Here is a 14,898-nt window from a genome sequence, read left to right as displayed (position 1 = left end):
GTTCTGCCGCCGCATGGGCGCCGATGTCGAGGGAGCGTGTTTGACGCGATGTGCCGGGCCGCCGGCGGCGAATCGGAATGGCGGCCGCGAAGTGCCGGTCGGTGCCCGCGAGAGGGCGATGACGACGACCTCCCGGATTGTGGGCGGACACCGCCGTCACGGCAAACGAGATATGCGAAAGACGTCTTGCGGTTTGCTCATCAATTGCCGCGACGGCGGCAGGCGTGTGCGCGCGTCAGATCGGCTTGACGAACAACCCGACGGTCAGCGCCGCGCCGATACAGACGATCCCGATCCGCAGCACGCGTTCGTTCACGCGATGCAGCGCCCACGTGCCGAGCAGCCCGCCGACGATCGCGCCGCCGCCGAGCGCGAGTGCCTTGCCCCAGTGCAGGTGCGGCGACGTCAGGAACAGCACGACGGCCGATGCGTTCATCACACCCGCGAGCGCGTTCTTCGTCGACATCGCGTGGCGCGGCGACAGGCCGGCCATCGTCAGCACGGCCATCATCAGGAAGCCGAGCCCGCCGCCGAAGTAGCCGCCGTAGATCGCGATCATGAACTGCGAGAGCGCGGCGGGGACGGTACCGAGGTGGGCCGTGCCTTCGCTCGGCTTGCGGAAAAAACTGCCCCACGCGAACACGATCGTCGCGAACAGCACGAGCCACGGCACGAGGCGCGAGAAGATCGACGACGGGGTTTTCAGCAACAGCAGCCCGCCAAGCGCACCGCCGACCACGCTGATGAAGAACATCGCGCGAAACGACAGCCTGCCGACGCCGCGCACCATCTTGCGGCTCGCCCAGCCGGTCGTGACCTGCGCGGGAAACAGCGCGACCGTCGACGTGATGTTCGCCGCGAGCGGCGACATGCCCGACACGATCAGCGCGGGCAGCGTGACGAACGAGCCGCCGCCGGCCAGGGTGTTCTGCAGTCCGGCCCACAGGCCGGCGAGGATGACGAGAGCGAGCATCGGAGAGGGAGCGGGAGTGGAAGGTGACGGGGCTCACCTGCCGGAAGCGGGCAGGCGCGGCGAACGCACGATGGTAATGCAGGACCGCGGGCGGCGTGAACTGGTGTGATCGCAGTGTCGTCGCGGGCCTTCCTGGCCGGCGCAAGCGACGATGCCGCACCGCCCGCGACCAAGGTCGAGGATGGCCAGGGCGGGCGGACGGGCGGTCTTACGACGTCGCGCGGCCAATGTCGGATTGTCGAACGGCGCGCGCGAAATAGACTGGTAGATGAGCGGCGGGAAAGAGCCGGCAGGGTCGGGGGCAGCCGGCGCCCGGTGCGCTCGGGAACGCAGTTCCTGTTGACGGGTTCGATTCCGGCCACGCGGCGCCGGCGCGCCGGAATCGGGCCGCCTTTTCTCGGGGGATACGCATGCGCGCCGGCGGGCGAACAGGCGACCGGGTGTCGATCGCGGCGACGCGACGGCGCTTCGTTGCCGGTGCTCCGCCGTATCGGCGGAGCACATGAATGTCGCAGTCGGGATGGTTCGGCGCGTGTGCTGCGCGCCGTGCGATCGCCGTTGCTCGAACGTCTCGCGACCGTCAGCCGTTGGCCGGTCGTCGCGGGCGAACGGGCGAGAGAGAACAACCATGAATAAGTCGTTTCGAGGGGTCGGTCCGAGTACGGCCGTCTGTCTGATCTGCACCGCATGTTTCGCCGCATCGCCGGCGGCCGCCTACATGCCGGGCGGCCCGCGGCACGCGTATCCGTCGCGCAGCGCGCAGGGTCTTCCAACCGTGACCGTCCAGCCGACGGCGAACGGCGGCGACCAGGCCGACGCGCTGCAGGCCGCGTTCGATGCATTGCAGCCGGGCCAGCGCCTCATGCTCGCGCCGGGACGCTACGCCGTCGGTCGGTCGCTGACGGTGTCCGGAACGAACGTCGTGATCTCGGGCTATGGCGCGACGCTGGTCGCGACGGATCCGGCCAATCAGACCATCGTGATGAGCGGCAGCGGTTCGACGCTCGTCGGCGTCACGCTGGTCGGCACGGGTACGACGCGGCTGACGACGCCCGCATCGACGAAGGTCGAGGTGACGGGCACCGGCGTCCAGGTGCTCGGCGTGACGATCCAGGGTGGCGCCAGCGCCGGGATCTTCATCTTCGGCGGCAGCAACGTGGCGATCGTGGGCAACACCGTGCAGGCGACGCTGGCCGACGGCATCCACACGACCTACGGCTCGACCAACGTGCTGGTGCGCGGCAACACGGTGAAGGACACCGGCGACGACCTGATCGCCGTCGTCAGCTATCAGGGCGACGGCCGTCTCAACGCCAACGTGCTGATCGACGGGAATACGGTGTCCGGCAACGACTGGGGACGCGGCATCGCCGTGGTCGGCGGGCGGTCCGTGACGATTTCGAACAACACCGTCAGCGGCGTTCAGAAGGCGGCCGGCATCCTGGTCGCGCAGGAGGATGCCTGGAAGACCTACGGCGTGTCGGACGTGGTGATCGAGAACAACGTCGTCGGCGCGATCCAGGACGGCACGAATGCGAACAACGGCCTGCCGCCTACCCAGCAGGGCGCGATCGAACTCGATACCTGGTCTGGGACGGTGTCGTACGTCGTCGTGAAGGGCAACCGCGTATCGGGCTCGGGCTATGCCGGCTTCCGGGCGTTGGGGAACGTCTGCCATTTCGCGGTGGCCGACACGACGCTCGCGTCGATCGCCGGCACGCCGGTGTCGCTGCTGACGAACAACTGCCCGGCCGCCGATATCGTCGCGTACGGCAATTCACTGGGCGGCGTGGCGTTGGCACCGCCGGTCGGTGCGTCCCCGTCCGGGACGATTCCGGCCGGCGGCGCGGTGACGTCGGGGATGCCGGTGGTGCGCACGAGCCTGATGCAGGCGAATGGCGCGCCCGCATCGGCGCGGAACTGACGATGTGCGTGACGCGTCGCCGGCCGTGCAGTCGAACGGGCGCCGCGCTATGCGTCCGGGGGCGCGGTTGCCCCCGGCGCCGTGGTGTCGTCCCCGGCGTCCGGATAGACGATGGTGCCGTCAGGCCGGATCACCGCGCCGGCCGTCAGGTGCGCAGGTTCCACGCGGTGGGGGCCCATGATGTGCAGCACCGTTTCACCGCGCGCGATCAGGTAGTCGGACACGATCCGCCGGTGGCAGCGCCACCACACCGCTTCCGAGCACATGATCGCGCAGCGCTGCGCATGCCCCTGCGCGATCAACCGGTCGAGGCCGTCGCGAAACGCGGGTGACAGTGCGTAATCGGCATAGCGGTGAAAGCTCGGGTTGGTCCAGAAGTCGTTGACGTCGCCGGGCACGTCGCGCGACTTGCCGCGCAGCCCGCCGAGTTCGGCGATGTGTTCGTACGCGATATCGGCGGCGGCCAGCGCGTCCGGCAGCGTCGCTTCGTTGAACTGGGGATTGGAGCGCGAGCGCGTCATCGTGCGGATATCCGCGAGCAGCGCGATATCGACTGCATCGAGCATCCCGACGAACGCGTCGAACGTGCGGTTCGAGTGGCCGATCGTGTAGAACGGGAGCGTCATGCGTCGTCCTTGTTCGCGATGCGCGGCGATGTGGTCGGTGCGGTCGCTCTTGATCTCGTACTGCGGATCGTCGGGCGACGCGCGATGGCGGTGGCCCTTGTAGTCGAAGTCCGCGGTGTGGATCGCGATGATCGTGCCGGTCACGTAACCGGCCTCCGAATTCCACCGGACGTGGTCGCCCAGCCTGAACGGCGTTGTCATGCGGGAGGCCCTCCTTGGACGGTTGCGGTGTGCCTCGATCCGCGCGGCGCGCGTCGTCATGCCGCGGGGGACGGTGTGTTCATTATCGGCCGCGACCGTTCGCGGAAAAAGACACAGTCCGCTTAAACGCGCACTCCGGCCAGGGCAATGCCCGATTTAACGCTTCATTACGATGGGCCTTTCGGAAAGGTGTTAGATTCGCCCATCGATATTTCGCAAGGCGGAGAGGGCAGACAGATGCTGAAGAAACTGGCAGGGATGGCCGTGGTGGCGGGTGCGGCGGCGGTGGCGTCGCTGCCAGCCGTGGCAGGCGACACGAACAACGCACTGGGCGGCGCGCTGGGTGGCGTTGCCGGCGCGGCGGTCGGCAACGCGATTGGCGGCAGCACGGGCACCGTGATCGGCGGGGCAGTGGGTGGTGGCGCGGGCGGTGCGGTGACGTCGAACAAACACGAACGCACGGGCGCGATCGTCGGCGGCGCACTGGGCGGCGGCGCAGGCGCCGCTGCGGGCAACGCGATGGGCGGCACGGCCGGCGGGCTCGTCGGAGCCGCTGTGGGCGGTGGCGCGGGCGCGGCGCTGGGCGGCCACGTGTCGCGCAACAACTCGCGTTCCAACGATCGTCACCACGGCAACAAGAAGCGCCACAAGCACGACTGACCGGTGGTTCCCCGGCGAGTGTCGACGGCGTCGGGGTGCCGTGCATGAAGGGCGACGGAGGCGGTCAAGCGGTCAATCCGTCTTTCCGCCCCCGGTGATCAGCGCGTTGAGCACCAGATCCGAGATCGTGCGGTAAGCCGCGTCGAAATCGTCGTTTCCCAGCGCACGCTTGCCGAGCACCAGCAGCATCTGGGGGGCGAAATCCGCATATGCCTGCGTGGCGGCCCAGATCAGGAAGAACAGGTGCTCGGCATCGACCTGCCTGACCTTGCCTTCCTCGATCCAGCGTTCGAGCACCCGGATGTCGTCGCGCAACACCGGAATCAGCTGTTTGCGAATTTCCTTTCCGTAGGTCTTGGCCCCGCCGATGATCTCCAGCGCAAACACCCGCGATCCATGCGGGCGATTTCTGGAGAATTCGAGTTTGGCCCGGATATAGGCCGACATGGCTTCCGCGGGCTCGCGATCGGGCGCCGCAAACTCCCGCATCCTGCCGAGCCAGTCCCGCAATACGTCGTCCAGCACGCGTTGGTAGAGCGCCAGCTTCGTGGGGAAGTAGTACATCAGGTTCTGCTTCGACAGGCCGGCGGCCGCTGCGATAGTCGCAACGGAACTGCCCTCGAATCCGTCAATGGCAAACGATTCCTCGGCAGCGGCGAGAATGGTCGCCTCGAGCGTGCCGCGCAGCGCTTCACGCCGGCCGTGAGGCCGGCCGGGCGTTCCCGCAGTCGGCTCGGACGGGTGCCTCACGATGCTTCCTCCCGCATGTCGGCCCCGCGGCATCGCCCGCTCAACGCGTGCCTGCTTCAGGATAGGTGATGCGTTCAGGCACGCGCTGCATGATGACCTTCCCGGCACGGAGCGACAAGCGCACCTTGGCCTGTGTGCGAACCACTTCATAGTCGCAATCCGCGTCGAGGATCAGCAGATTGGCCGGCCGCCCGACATCGATACCGTAGCGATCACCCAGGGACATCGCACGGGCGCTGTGCTCCGTCACGAAGTCGAGGCATCGCTGCAGGTCTTCGTAGCCGAGCATGTGGCACACGTGCAGGCCGACGTCGAGGATGCGCAGGATGTTGCCGTTGCCGATCGGATACCACGGATCCTTGATCGAATCCTGTCCGAAGCACACGTTGATACCGGCGCGATCGAGTTCCGCGACACGCGTAATGCCGCGTCGTTTCGGGAAGGTGTCGAAACGCCCCTGCAGGTGGATGCTTTCGGTCGGACACGAAACAAAATGGATTTCCGACCGCTTCAGCAACCGGAAAAGCTTCGAGCAGTACGCGTTGTCGTAGGAACCCATCGCGGTCGTGTGGCTGGCGGTGACGCGCGTGCCCATCCCGCGAACCCGCGCTTCCTCGGCAAGCACTTCCAGGAAGCGCGAGTGCGGATCGTCGGTTTCGTCGCAATGAACGTCGACCAGGCAGTTCTTGCGCTCCGCGAGCTCCATCAGGAACTTGATGGAGCTCACGCCCTGGTCGCGCGTGTTCTCGAAATGCGGAATGCCGCCCACGACGTCGGCCCCCATGTCGATCGCGCGTTCCATCAGCGCACGTCCGTTCTCGAACGACTCGATGCCTTCCTGCGGGAAGGCGACGATCTGCAGATCGATGAGATCACGTGCTTCGTCCCTGACCTCGAGCATCGCCTTCAACGCGGCAAGCGTGTGATCGGTGACGTCCACGTGCGTGCGCACGTGCTGGATGCCGTTGTCGCGCAACATCCCGATCGTGGTGTGGGCGCGGGCTTTCGTATCCTCATGGGTAATGGTGGCCTTGCGCTGGCCCCACCGCTCGATACCTTCGAACAGCGTGCCGCTCATGTTCCACTCGGGTTCGCCCGCGGTCAGCGTCGCATCCAGGTGGATATGCGGCTCGACCAGCGGCGGGATGACGAGATTGCTGCCCGCATCGATGACGTCGTCCCCTTGAGACGTCAGCGGCGACGGCTGGAGGTCGATGCCGCGAATCGTGCCCGCATCGATGTCGATCGTGAAGAGGCCGCTACGGCCGCGCAATCTGGCGTTGATGATTTTCATGAGGATTCCTGTGGTTCGGGGGGGCGGGAGGGTGCGCAGCGGAATCATTCACCCTGAACGGACGGCGCGCGCGTGAACGCGCGGGCAAGCTGCAGCAGCACGATGTAGGCGGCGGCGGACGCCGCGATGCCGACGATCGGCGCGATCCACGGCGAGGTATAGGCGAGTCCGGCACCGATGGCATACGCGGCCAGACCGACCAGGTTGAAGCGCGGAAGGCGGGCGGCGGCAAGCGACGGGTATTGCCCGCGATGGCGGTACCAGTAGTCCGCCATGATCACGCCGCCGACCGGCGGAATGATCGAGCCGAGCAGCACCAGGAACGGAATCAGCAACTCGTACATCCCGCCGACCGCGAGCACGATGCCGGTCGCCGCGCCCACGAGTACGAGCGTGCGGCGCCGTTCGGTGCGCAGCAGATGGCATCCGGCGGCCGCCACGTTGTACATCGTCGGCCCCTGGATGGTCCAGAGATTGAGGCACAGCATCACGACCGCCGCGATCGACAGGCCCTGCAGCATCATCACCTCGACGATGTCGGCTTGCTGATAGACGATCGCGCAGTATGCGCCCGCGATGATCATCAGGCCGTTGCCCGCGAAGAATCCGATCATGCTGGCCCAGACGGCGCTGCGCGCGCTGCGTGCGAGGCGGGTCCAGTTGGTTGCCTGGGTCGCGCCGCTGGCAAAGGTGCCGATGACCATCGTCACGGCGGCCGAGAACGGCATCGGATGAGACGGTGCGATATGCGTGAGGCCGGCCCACCCGCCGATATCGCGGGTGGCGATCCACATCGACGTCATCAGGAGCACGAACATCAACGGCACGGAGACGCGCGACAGCATATCCATGCCGCGATAGCCGATGATGGCCGTGATGGAAAATCCGAAGCCGAAGAGGATCATCAGCGGCGTGGTAACGGAGGCCGGCCAACCCAGCAGCTTGACCAATACGATCGCCACCGTCGCGGTTCCCCATGCGTACCAGCCGAGTTCGGCGAAGCCGAGCAGGAAATCGGACAGCTTGCTGCCGACTTCCCCGAAGCAGAATCGCCCCATCAGTACCGCGTTCAGGCCGCTGCGAGCGGCAATCAGCGCAAGCGACGCCGCATAGGCGGCGAGCAACAGGTTTCCGATGACGGCGATCTGGATCATGCTGACGACGTCGAAGGCGACACCGATCTTGCCGCCGGCAAACATCGTTCCCGTGAAGAACGTGAAACTCAACAACACCATCGTGATGGACAGAAATCCGGTGCGTTTCTCGCGCGGGACTTCGCTCAGCGAGAATTCGCCGTGATCCGATTCGTCCATCGGGCTTGCATCCCGGTTCGTGGGCATCTTGTCTCCCGTCAGCGCTTGGGTTGGGTCTGAATGGGGTTGCGGGGGCCGTGCTTGGATGGGTGACGCGCTGTTTCAGCGCATCATTCTCTCAGTCCAAAATTTTTACAACGGTAAAAATTTCGTCCGAATGGATGGCCGGAACATGCACCGGGCCGGTGTGGTTCACGCGCAAGGCGTTTCGTGTATCGGCCGATCCGGCGTTTTTTTGCTCGCTTGCCTCCGTGAAATTGCCGTGCTAATTTTTCATGAAATTTCTCGGCGTAAATTTCACGGGAGTCCGCATGTTCGTGCAGTCCGACCGTCACGTCGCAAGCTACTACGCCGGCACCTATCCGGCGCCGATCCCGCATCGTCCGGAACTGGACGAACGCATCGACGCCGACGTGCTCGTCGTCGGCGCGGGTTTCAGCGGGCTGCATACGGCGTTGCGCCTGGCGCTGGCCGGCAAGCGGGTCGTCGTGCTCGAAGCGAGCCGCGTCGCGTGGGCCGCGTCGGGCCGCAACGGCGGGCAGGCGCTGCTCGGCTGGTCGTGCGACATGCAGCCGCTCGACGATTCGCTCGGCCGCGACGGCGCGCGCCTGCTGTGGGACAGCATGCGCTGGGCCGCGGCCGAGGTGCGCGAACTGCCCGTTCGGCACGGTTTCGACATCGACTACCGGCCCGGCAGCCTGTGGGCGGCCGTGCGGCCGCGGCGTGTCGCGATGCTGGAGCAGGCGCGTGACGAGGCGGCCGAACGCTGGGGCTACGATCGGCTGCGGGTGATCGGCCGTGACGAGATGCCCGAATGGATCGGCGGCACGCGTTATCTTGCGGCGCTGCACGATCCCGAGGCCGGCCACCTGAATCCGCTGAAACTCGCGCTCGGCCTTGCGCAGACGATCGAGCGCACGGGCGGCCGCATCTTCGAGCAGAGCCGCGTGCTCGACTGCCGCGAGACGGCCGGCGGCCACATCGCCCGCACGGCACGCGGCGAAGTGCGCGCGGACGTGCTCGTGCTGGCCTGCAACGCGTATGTCGACCGGCTCGATCGCGATCTCGCGCGCCGCCTGCTGCCGGTCGGCACGTACCAGGTCGCCACCGCGCCGCTCGCGCCCGACGTCGCCCGTTCGCTGCTGCCGCAGAACAGTTGCGTGATCGACAACCAGTTCGTGCCCGACTATTTCCGCCTGAGCCCCGACAACCGGCTGCTGTTCGGCGGCGGCTGCACGTATCTCGGCGGCATTCCGGCCGATATCGCGGCGGCGACGCGCCCGCACCTCGAACGCGTGTTCCCGCAACTGGCCGGCGTGCCGCTCGATTACGCGTGGGGCGGCCATATCGACATCAGCATGCGCCGCACGCCGGACATCGGCCGCCACGGGCAGCGTTTCTGGCTGCAGGGGTTCTCGGGGCACGGCGTGCTGCCGACGCTCGCCGGTGCGCGCGCGGTGGCCGACGCGGTGCTCGGCGACGAACGCCTGCTCGCGCAGTACCAGCGCATCCGCAATCCGCGCTTCCCCGGCGGCGACCGGCTCGCCGCGCCGCTGGAAGCGATCGGCAAGGCCTGGTACCGTCTGCGCGATACCGTCTGACTGCACCGGAACCCACCATGAATGAACAGGAAGAGATAGAAAGCCTGGCGATCCTGATCCGCGACCTGCGCAAGCATCGCAAGGTCACGCTCAACGATCTCGCGGAACGGATCGGCCGCTCGGTCGGCTTTCTGTCGCAGGTCGAGCGCGGGCTGTCGCGCCCGACAGTGGCGGATCTCACCGCGATCGGCGAGGCGCTCGGCGTGCCGACCACGTATTTCTACAGCCTGAGCAAGCCGCGCAGCGTGCCGTGGGTCACGCGGCCCGACGAGCGGCGCACCGTGTATTACGCGGCCGGCATTACCGACATCCTCGTGTCGCCGAACATGCGCTCGCGCTTCTCGATCCTCGAAAGCCATCTCGCGCCGGGTGCGAGCAGCGGCGAGCGGCCCGTCGACGACAGCGACGAGCAGGGCGGTTTCGTGCTCGAAGGAGAACTGACGGTCTGGATCGATGGCGACGATACGCCCGTCACGCTCGGCCCGAACGACGCATTCCAGCTTCCCGCGCACAAGCGCTTTCGTTATGCCAATTTGACCGATGCGCCGACGCGCGTGATCTGGGTATTCACCTGAGTGGTCGGCGGGGCGCGCGGTGATGCAGGCCACCGCGCCACGCAGCATGTTTGCAGTACTGATTTAAATGCGGAATTCGTTGTCGAGCATGCCGCATGAATCCGGTTCGCCGCATCGCGGCACCGCCATACAAGACATGGAAAGGATGAGACATGGCTGACGTCGTTCCCGCGCTGGTCGCTGAGATCCGTGCATTCCGGCAGGCGCATCCCGAGATCCGTTATGTCGACCTGATCTGCCTCGACCTGCCCGGGCATTTCTACGGCAAGCGCTACCCGATCGATGCGCTCGAGAAGGTGGCGGCCGGCTCGCTGCTGAAGCTGCCGCAGAACTGCATCCTGCTCGGCACGCAGGGCGGGCTCTACAAGATCGGCGACTACTGTTTCAACGACGGCGATCCGGACGCCGTGCGCCGGCTGATCCCCGGCACGCTGAAGCCGGTGACCTGGGAGAAGCAGCCGCTCGGCCAGATGCTGATCACGACGGACGGCACCGATGCGCCGGTCGAGTTCGAGCCGCGCGAGGTGCTCGCGCGCGTGCTGAGGCGGCTCGCGCGGCGCGGCATCCGGCCGGTCGTCGCGTTCGAGCTCGAGTTCTACCTGTTTGCCGCGCAGCTCGAAGAGGGGATGCCGAAGTATCCGCGCGACCGCCTGTCCGATGATCGCGACGATCAGCCGAACATGCATATCGAGCGCCTGTCGCGCTTCTCCGACGTGCTGCACGAGATGGTCGACGTCGCGTGCGTGCAGGGAATCGACGCGACCGTGATCACCGCCGAGCTCGGGCCGGGCCAGTTCGAGATCAACTTCGGGCATTGCGACGACGGGTTGCGCGCGGCCGACTGGTCGGCGATGTTCTGCCGCAGCACGCGCGGCGTCGCGTTGCAGCACGGCTATCGCGCGAGCTTCATGGGCAAGCCGTACCTGCACGCGCCGGGCAGCGGGATGCACGTGCACGTGAGCCTCTACGACGATGCGGGGCGCAACCTGCTCGCGGTGGACGGGCAGCGGCCGCTGCGGCACGCGGTGGCCGGCTGCCTCGCGCTGCTGCCGCATTGCATGCCCGTGTTCGCACCGAATCACAATGCGTTCCGGCGTTACGGTTCGATGGTGAATGCGGCGAGCCGCGCGAGCTGGGGCTTCGAGGATCGCGATGCGTGCATCCGGATTCCCGAGTCGGATGCGCGCAACCTGCGGATCGAACACCGGCTCGCGAGCGCGGACGCGAACCCGTATCTGGTGCTCGCGGCGATTCTCACGGGGATGGAGCACGGGCTCGACGCGAAGCTCGAGCCGATCGCGCCGCTCAACGAGGATCGCGGTAGCGGGATCGACTTTCCGAAGGAGATGCTGTCGGCCGTCGCGTCGATGCAGGATCACGCGGCCGTGCGCGAGGGGCTCGGCCGCGAGTTCGTGATGGTGTATTGCGAGAACAAGCGGCAGGAGGAGCTGGACTTCCGCAATGAGATCGGGGCGCGGGAGTATCGGTGGTTTCTGTGATCGAATGCCGTCGCTTGCGCGTCTTGTCAGTCCCGCGCCGGCATCATCGGCAGGCCCGCTCCCCACGCGTTCGCGAGCGCTTCGATTTCTGCGACCGGATCGACCTGTCGCGCGGCTTCGTGCGTGTCATTGCCGAACAGCCGGCGAGCGAACTCGCGTGCACGTAGCGTGATCGCCGAGGTTTTCCGGGTGCGCCGCAGCGTGAACGCGGCGAGCGCTGCGTCGAGGTCGTTGCTTTGTCCATGCTCGTCGAGGCAACGGGCGAGATGCCATGCGTCCTCGAGCGCCTGGCATGCGCCTTGTCCGGAGGTGGGGAGCGGCGCGTGCGCGGCATCGCCGATCAGCAGCACATTGCCGCGGTGCCACACGTCGACGGGATCGAGATCGTACACGCGGATCTTTGCGATGGTGCCCGGCGGCGTCGCACGCATCACGTCTGCGATGGGCGCGGGCCACCCGTCGAAGAGCCGTTCCAGCAGCGGGCCGGGGTCGTCTGGCGCCCCATCGTCGCTATCGTCGATTTCAGCCTCGGCGCGGGCCGCTGCCCAGTACATGCGATGCCGGTCCAGTGCGACGATGCCGAATCGTTCGCGCTGGCCCCAGTAGTCGAATATCGATACTTCGTCGACCAGCGGTACGGCGCTGTGCGCCACGCCGATCCAGTTGACGAATCCCTGATAGACGGGCGTGGCGTTGCCGACCACGTAGTGTCGCGCGACGGAGTTCATGCGGCCGTCCGCGCCAATCACGAGCTCTGGAGTGATCGCCACGCCGTTGTCGAAGCGAACGACCGCGCGCCCATCGGCGCCGGTGTCGATCGCCGTCGCGCAGTGGCCGAAGCAGACTTCGATGCCGTGTGCAGCGACGTGCCGCGCCAGCACAACCTGCAGGTCCCGCCGCAGGATCGAGCGCGTCGGGTAACCCATGTGGCGGTCGAGTTCGCCGATGTCGACGCGCTTGAACGGGGTGCCGTGCCAGTCCATGCACCGCATCGCGCGCAAGTGGCCACTCACCGCTACGACGTCCGGCAGCAGGCCGAGTTGCTCGAGCACGAAGCCGGCATTCGGCCAGAGCACGACGCCGGCGCCCATTGTCGTCTCGGATGGCCTGCGTTCGTAGAGCCGTATCCGGTGTCCCTGCCGGCCAAGCGCAAGCGCGGTGCTCATGCCGGCCACGCCGGCGCCGAGAATGGCGATATCCATGTTGATGCTCCCGTGGGTTCGTGCGCGTGCCCGAGTCGGCGCGGGTTCGCGCGTCGGCGGCCACGCCTTGACTGGATCCGCATCGTAAATTACGGTCCCGAACGGGATAAGCCGCGAAAAGCGGCGAGCTTTGATACCTGAAACGGGATAATGATGCGCAGCAAGCTGGATCTGAACGCGGTGCGCGTGTTCGTGTCGGTCGTCGACGAAGGCAGCTTTGCCGGCGCCGCGCGCGTGCTGTCGATACCCGGTTCCAACGTGAGCCGCCAAGTGGCGCAACTGGAGTCGAGGCTCGGCGTGCGTCTGCTGGAGCGCAGCACGCGGCACCTGCGCATGACGGAGGCCGGGCGCCTGCTGCACGAGCGCGCGAAGCCGATGCTCGATGCGCTGACGCTTGCCGAATTCGAACTGACCTCGCAGCAAACGGAGCTGCGCGGCGTGCTGAAGCTTTGCGTACCCGGCGAAATCGGGCCGCGTATGCTCGGGCCCATCGTCGCGGAATTCGCGAGCCACCATCCGCGTGTCGAAATCGATTGCGATACGAGTCTCGCAGGCGTCTCGACGTTGCGCGACGATATCGACCTGTCGATCATCGTCAATCGCGGCAAGCTGGACGACAGCGCATTCGTCGTCAGGCCGCTCGTGAGCTTGCCGAGCGTCGTCGTGGCCGCGCCGTCGCTGATCGAGCGCACGGGCATGCCGACCCGGACGGAGCAGCTCAGGCAATTGCCGTGCATCACGACGCTGAGCACGCTGAAAGGGCAGCCGTGGCAGTTCGCCGACGGCGACGGGCGGATTCACAAGATTCCGGTCGCCAGCCGGTATCGCGTCAATAGCGGCGAGATGGCTGGGCTGGCGGCTGTGAACGGGATCGGCTTCGCGATTCTCGTCGAACGCGGATGCGCGGCCGAGCTGGCCGCCGGGCAGCTGGTGCGCGTGTCGCTGGAGATGACGCCTGCACCGCTCGAACTGCTGGCTGCCTATTCGAGCCGCAATTCCGTCAATGCGAAGATCCGCGAGTTGCTGCAGCTGATGCAGGCGCGTTTGGCGTCGTGGGTAGCGATGCCGTCATGAGGACTGCTTCGGCAGCGAGCGCCAGTAGCGCAGTTCCTCGATCGGCGTACCTTCGATCTCGAACGTCTTGATGTCGTCTTCGGCAACGAAACCCTCGCGTTCATAGAATGCCCGTGCACGATGGTTCTTCACCAGCACCCACAGCGACACCCATTCATGGCCCGAGTCATGCAGCGCATGGCATGCATGGTCGACCAGCGCCGCGCCGACGCCTTGCCCGCAATGCGCCGGATGCAGGTAAATCGCTTCGATTTCGCCCCAGGTGCGATCCTTGTCGGTGTCGCGGGTCGGGCCATACGCGATCCAGCCGGTGGGCTCGCCTTCCGCAAGCGCGAGCGCGACACGCGGCCGCCCTGCGTCGAGCGCATGGCGCCACGAAGCGGTGCGCTTTTCGACTGACAGGCCGGCGAGGAACGGGGCCGGCATGATGCCCGGGTAAGTGGCCTGCCACGATGCGACGTGGATGGCGGCGATGGCCGGGGCATCGGCGGGCGTGGCAGGGCGGATGTCGATGTTCATCGTGTTCGGTGTCATGTGTACTCCGCCTGTTCGGTTGCCGTGTGCCGCGCGGTCGCGCGCGGGATTCAATTCGCCGGATCCAGACTGCCTTCTATCGCGAAACGGTAGTTGATATCCAGCTGAGATGCATCGCCCGGCACGTCGGTTTTCTTCAGCACGAATTCGAACGCAGGCTCGAACCAGCCGTTGCGCGGCACTTCACCACCGAGGATCTCGACGTCGTACCAGCCGTTGTCGATTTCAATCACGGGCCTGCCCGGTTCGCGGTAACGCGCGAGCAGCGCATTGACCGTTGTGTCGTTGAAGCGTTCGAGAATTCGCCACGTGTAGAGCATGATCGAACCATGTTCGACGCGCAGCACGTACCCGCCGCGCCGATGCTGCAGGCGGCTTCCTGCTTTGAGCAATTCGGGTGTGTCGCCATCCAGCGTGAAGATGACCGTGTACGGATGGTTTTCGATGCCGGCCAGCGGAACGACGACGCCTTCCAGCACGGCGCGGTCGCCGCTGTCGCTCGTGGTGAACGCCGTCGCGACGTCGTCCGGCAGCCCGTGCCGTTCCTTGAAGCGCTTCAGCAGCAGGAGATCGCCGACGAGAAAGTAGTCGACCAGATTGTTAAGGACTTCGGAGAATTCATGTCGCATCGCTGCTCCTTTCGTGGTGCCGAAGCGCAGGGATCGCAAGCGC

At 66.5% G+C, this 14,898-nt stretch carries 14 protein-coding genes and 1 pseudogene; 6 read left to right on the top strand and 9 right to left on the bottom strand.

All coding sequences use genetic code 11. The features are described 5' to 3' along the window. Positions 1–235: 235 nt before the first annotated feature. Complete coding sequence (locus tag CFB50_RS29305) at positions 236–973, bottom strand: sulfite exporter TauE/SafE family protein (protein WP_069252172.1); 738 nt, start codon at positions 971–973, stop codon at positions 236–238. A 628-nt stretch (positions 974–1,601) separates the two neighbouring features. Here CFB50_RS29305 and CFB50_RS29300 point away from each other — a divergent pair. Beyond that, positions 1,602–2,897, top strand: a complete 1,296-nt coding sequence (locus tag CFB50_RS29300; RefSeq protein WP_069252171.1) for a right-handed parallel beta-helix repeat-containing protein — start codon at positions 1,602–1,604, stop codon at positions 2,895–2,897. Positions 2,898–2,944: 47 nt separating this feature from the next. Here CFB50_RS29300 and CFB50_RS29295 read toward each other — a convergent pair whose 3' ends face one another. Then, complete coding sequence (locus CFB50_RS29295; RefSeq protein WP_069253011.1) at positions 2,945–3,523, bottom strand: DUF488 domain-containing protein; 579 nt, start codon at positions 3,521–3,523, stop codon at positions 2,945–2,947. A 15-nt stretch (positions 3,524–3,538) separates the two neighbouring features. Then, positions 3,539–3,724, bottom strand: a pseudogene (locus CFB50_RS39835) (DUF2945 domain-containing protein); the annotation flags it as partial. Positions 3,725–3,961: 237 nt separating this feature from the next. Between CFB50_RS39835 and CFB50_RS29290 the strand changes: the two are divergent. After that, on the top strand, positions 3,962–4,384 hold the full coding sequence (locus CFB50_RS29290; protein ID WP_069252170.1) for a glycine zipper 2TM domain-containing protein: 423 nt from the start codon (positions 3,962–3,964) through the stop codon (positions 4,382–4,384). Positions 4,385–4,456: 72 nt separating this feature from the next. Here CFB50_RS29290 and CFB50_RS29285 read toward each other — a convergent pair whose 3' ends face one another. From CFB50_RS29285 to codB, 3 genes are read right to left on the bottom strand one after another with little or no spacing between them, the layout of a single operon-like run. Continuing rightward, positions 4,457–5,134 (bottom strand): TetR/AcrR family transcriptional regulator, encoded by a 678-nt coding sequence (locus CFB50_RS29285; protein ID WP_069253010.1) that lies wholly within the window; start codon positions 5,132–5,134, stop codon positions 4,457–4,459. A 40-nt stretch (positions 5,135–5,174) separates the two neighbouring features. Beyond that, entirely contained in the window at positions 5,175–6,428 is a 1,254-nt protein-coding gene (codA, locus tag CFB50_RS29280; RefSeq protein ID WP_089448126.1) for a cytosine deaminase, read from the bottom strand. Positions 6,429–6,472: 44 nt separating this feature from the next. Further along, positions 6,473–7,768 carry a cytosine permease gene (gene codB / locus CFB50_RS29275; RefSeq protein WP_373452976.1) on the bottom strand — a complete coding sequence of 432 codons (1,296 nt, stop codon included), beginning with the start codon at positions 7,766–7,768 and terminating at the stop codon, positions 6,473–6,475. A 284-nt stretch (positions 7,769–8,052) separates the two neighbouring features. Between codB and CFB50_RS29270 the strand changes: the two genes are divergently transcribed. The 3 genes from CFB50_RS29270 to CFB50_RS29260 all read left to right on the top strand — a co-directional run bounded on the left by CFB50_RS29270 (position 8,053) and on the right by CFB50_RS29260 (position 11,416). Then, positions 8,053–9,342 carry an NAD(P)/FAD-dependent oxidoreductase gene (locus CFB50_RS29270; RefSeq protein WP_069252167.1) on the top strand — a complete coding sequence of 430 codons (1,290 nt, stop codon included), beginning with the start codon at positions 8,053–8,055 and terminating at the stop codon, positions 9,340–9,342. Positions 9,343–9,359: 17 nt separating this feature from the next. Continuing rightward, positions 9,360–9,917: a helix-turn-helix domain-containing protein gene (locus CFB50_RS29265; protein ID WP_069252166.1), complete on the top strand. Its 558-nt coding sequence runs from the start codon at positions 9,360–9,362 to the stop codon at positions 9,915–9,917. Positions 9,918–10,069: 152 nt separating this feature from the next. Further along, positions 10,070–11,416, top strand: coding sequence for a glutamine synthetase family protein (locus tag CFB50_RS29260; RefSeq protein ID WP_069252165.1), 1,347 nt, complete (start codon positions 10,070–10,072; stop codon positions 11,414–11,416). 26 nt (positions 11,417–11,442) lie between these two features. On the opposite strand, the gene CFB50_RS29255 is transcribed toward CFB50_RS29260, so the two are convergent. Continuing rightward, positions 11,443–12,618 carry an FAD-dependent oxidoreductase gene (locus tag CFB50_RS29255; protein WP_069252164.1) on the bottom strand — a complete coding sequence of 392 codons (1,176 nt, stop codon included), beginning with the start codon at positions 12,616–12,618 and terminating at the stop codon, positions 11,443–11,445. Between the two features lie 153 nt (positions 12,619–12,771). Between CFB50_RS29255 and CFB50_RS29250 the strand changes: the two genes are divergently transcribed. Then, entirely contained in the window at positions 12,772–13,692 is a 921-nt protein-coding gene (locus CFB50_RS29250; RefSeq protein ID WP_089448454.1) for a LysR family transcriptional regulator, read from the top strand. Here the strand turns inward: CFB50_RS29250 and CFB50_RS29245 are convergent. Then, entirely contained in the window at positions 13,687–14,226 is a 540-nt protein-coding gene (locus tag CFB50_RS29245; RefSeq protein WP_069252163.1) for a GNAT family N-acetyltransferase, read from the bottom strand. The two genes, CFB50_RS29250 and CFB50_RS29245, sit on opposite strands and share 6 nt — an antisense overlap. Before the next feature lie 50 nt (positions 14,227–14,276). After that, positions 14,277–14,855, bottom strand: coding sequence for a hypothetical protein (locus tag CFB50_RS29240; RefSeq protein ID WP_069252162.1), 579 nt, complete (start codon positions 14,853–14,855; stop codon positions 14,277–14,279). Positions 14,856–14,898: the final 43 nt, after the last annotated feature.

It is taken from the genome of Burkholderia sp. AU33423 (genome assembly GCF_002223135.1).
In the GTDB taxonomy this organism is placed as follows: domain Bacteria; phylum Pseudomonadota; class Gammaproteobacteria; order Burkholderiales; family Burkholderiaceae; genus Burkholderia; species Burkholderia lata_D.
The sequence above is the reverse complement of the archived record's forward strand: the minus strand, read 5'-3'. Positions and strand labels throughout refer to the sequence as shown.

Coding starts and splice junctions, on each gene's coding strand:
- CFB50_RS29305 (WP_069252172.1), bottom strand. CDS start 973: ATGCTCGCTCTCGTCATCCTCGCCGGCCTGTGGGCCGGACTGCAGAAC.
- CFB50_RS29300 (WP_069252171.1), top strand. CDS start 1,602: ATGAATAAGTCGTTTCGAGGGGTCGGTCCGAGTACGGCCGTCTGTCTG.
- CFB50_RS29295 (WP_069253011.1), bottom strand. CDS start 3,523: ATGACGCTCCCGTTCTACACGATCGGCCACTCGAACCGCACGTTCGAC.
- CFB50_RS29290 (WP_069252170.1), top strand. CDS start 3,962: ATGCTGAAGAAACTGGCAGGGATGGCCGTGGTGGCGGGTGCGGCGGCG.
- codA (WP_089448126.1), bottom strand. CDS start 6,428: ATGAAAATCATCAACGCCAGATTGCGCGGCCGTAGCGGCCTCTTCACG.
- codB (WP_373452976.1), bottom strand. CDS start 7,768: ATGCCCACGAACCGGGATGCAAGCCCGATGGACGAATCGGATCACGGC.
- CFB50_RS29270 (WP_069252167.1), top strand. CDS start 8,053: ATGTTCGTGCAGTCCGACCGTCACGTCGCAAGCTACTACGCCGGCACC.
- CFB50_RS29265 (WP_069252166.1), top strand. CDS start 9,360: ATGAATGAACAGGAAGAGATAGAAAGCCTGGCGATCCTGATCCGCGAC.
- CFB50_RS29260 (WP_069252165.1), top strand. CDS start 10,070: ATGGCTGACGTCGTTCCCGCGCTGGTCGCTGAGATCCGTGCATTCCGG.
- CFB50_RS29255 (WP_069252164.1), bottom strand. CDS start 12,618: ATGGATATCGCCATTCTCGGCGCCGGCGTGGCCGGCATGAGCACCGCG.
- CFB50_RS29250 (WP_089448454.1), top strand. CDS start 12,772: ATGCGCAGCAAGCTGGATCTGAACGCGGTGCGCGTGTTCGTGTCGGTC.
- CFB50_RS29245 (WP_069252163.1), bottom strand. CDS start 14,226: ATGACACCGAACACGATGAACATCGACATCCGCCCTGCCACGCCCGCC.
- CFB50_RS29240 (WP_069252162.1), bottom strand. CDS start 14,855: ATGCGACATGAATTCTCCGAAGTCCTTAACAATCTGGTCGACTACTTT.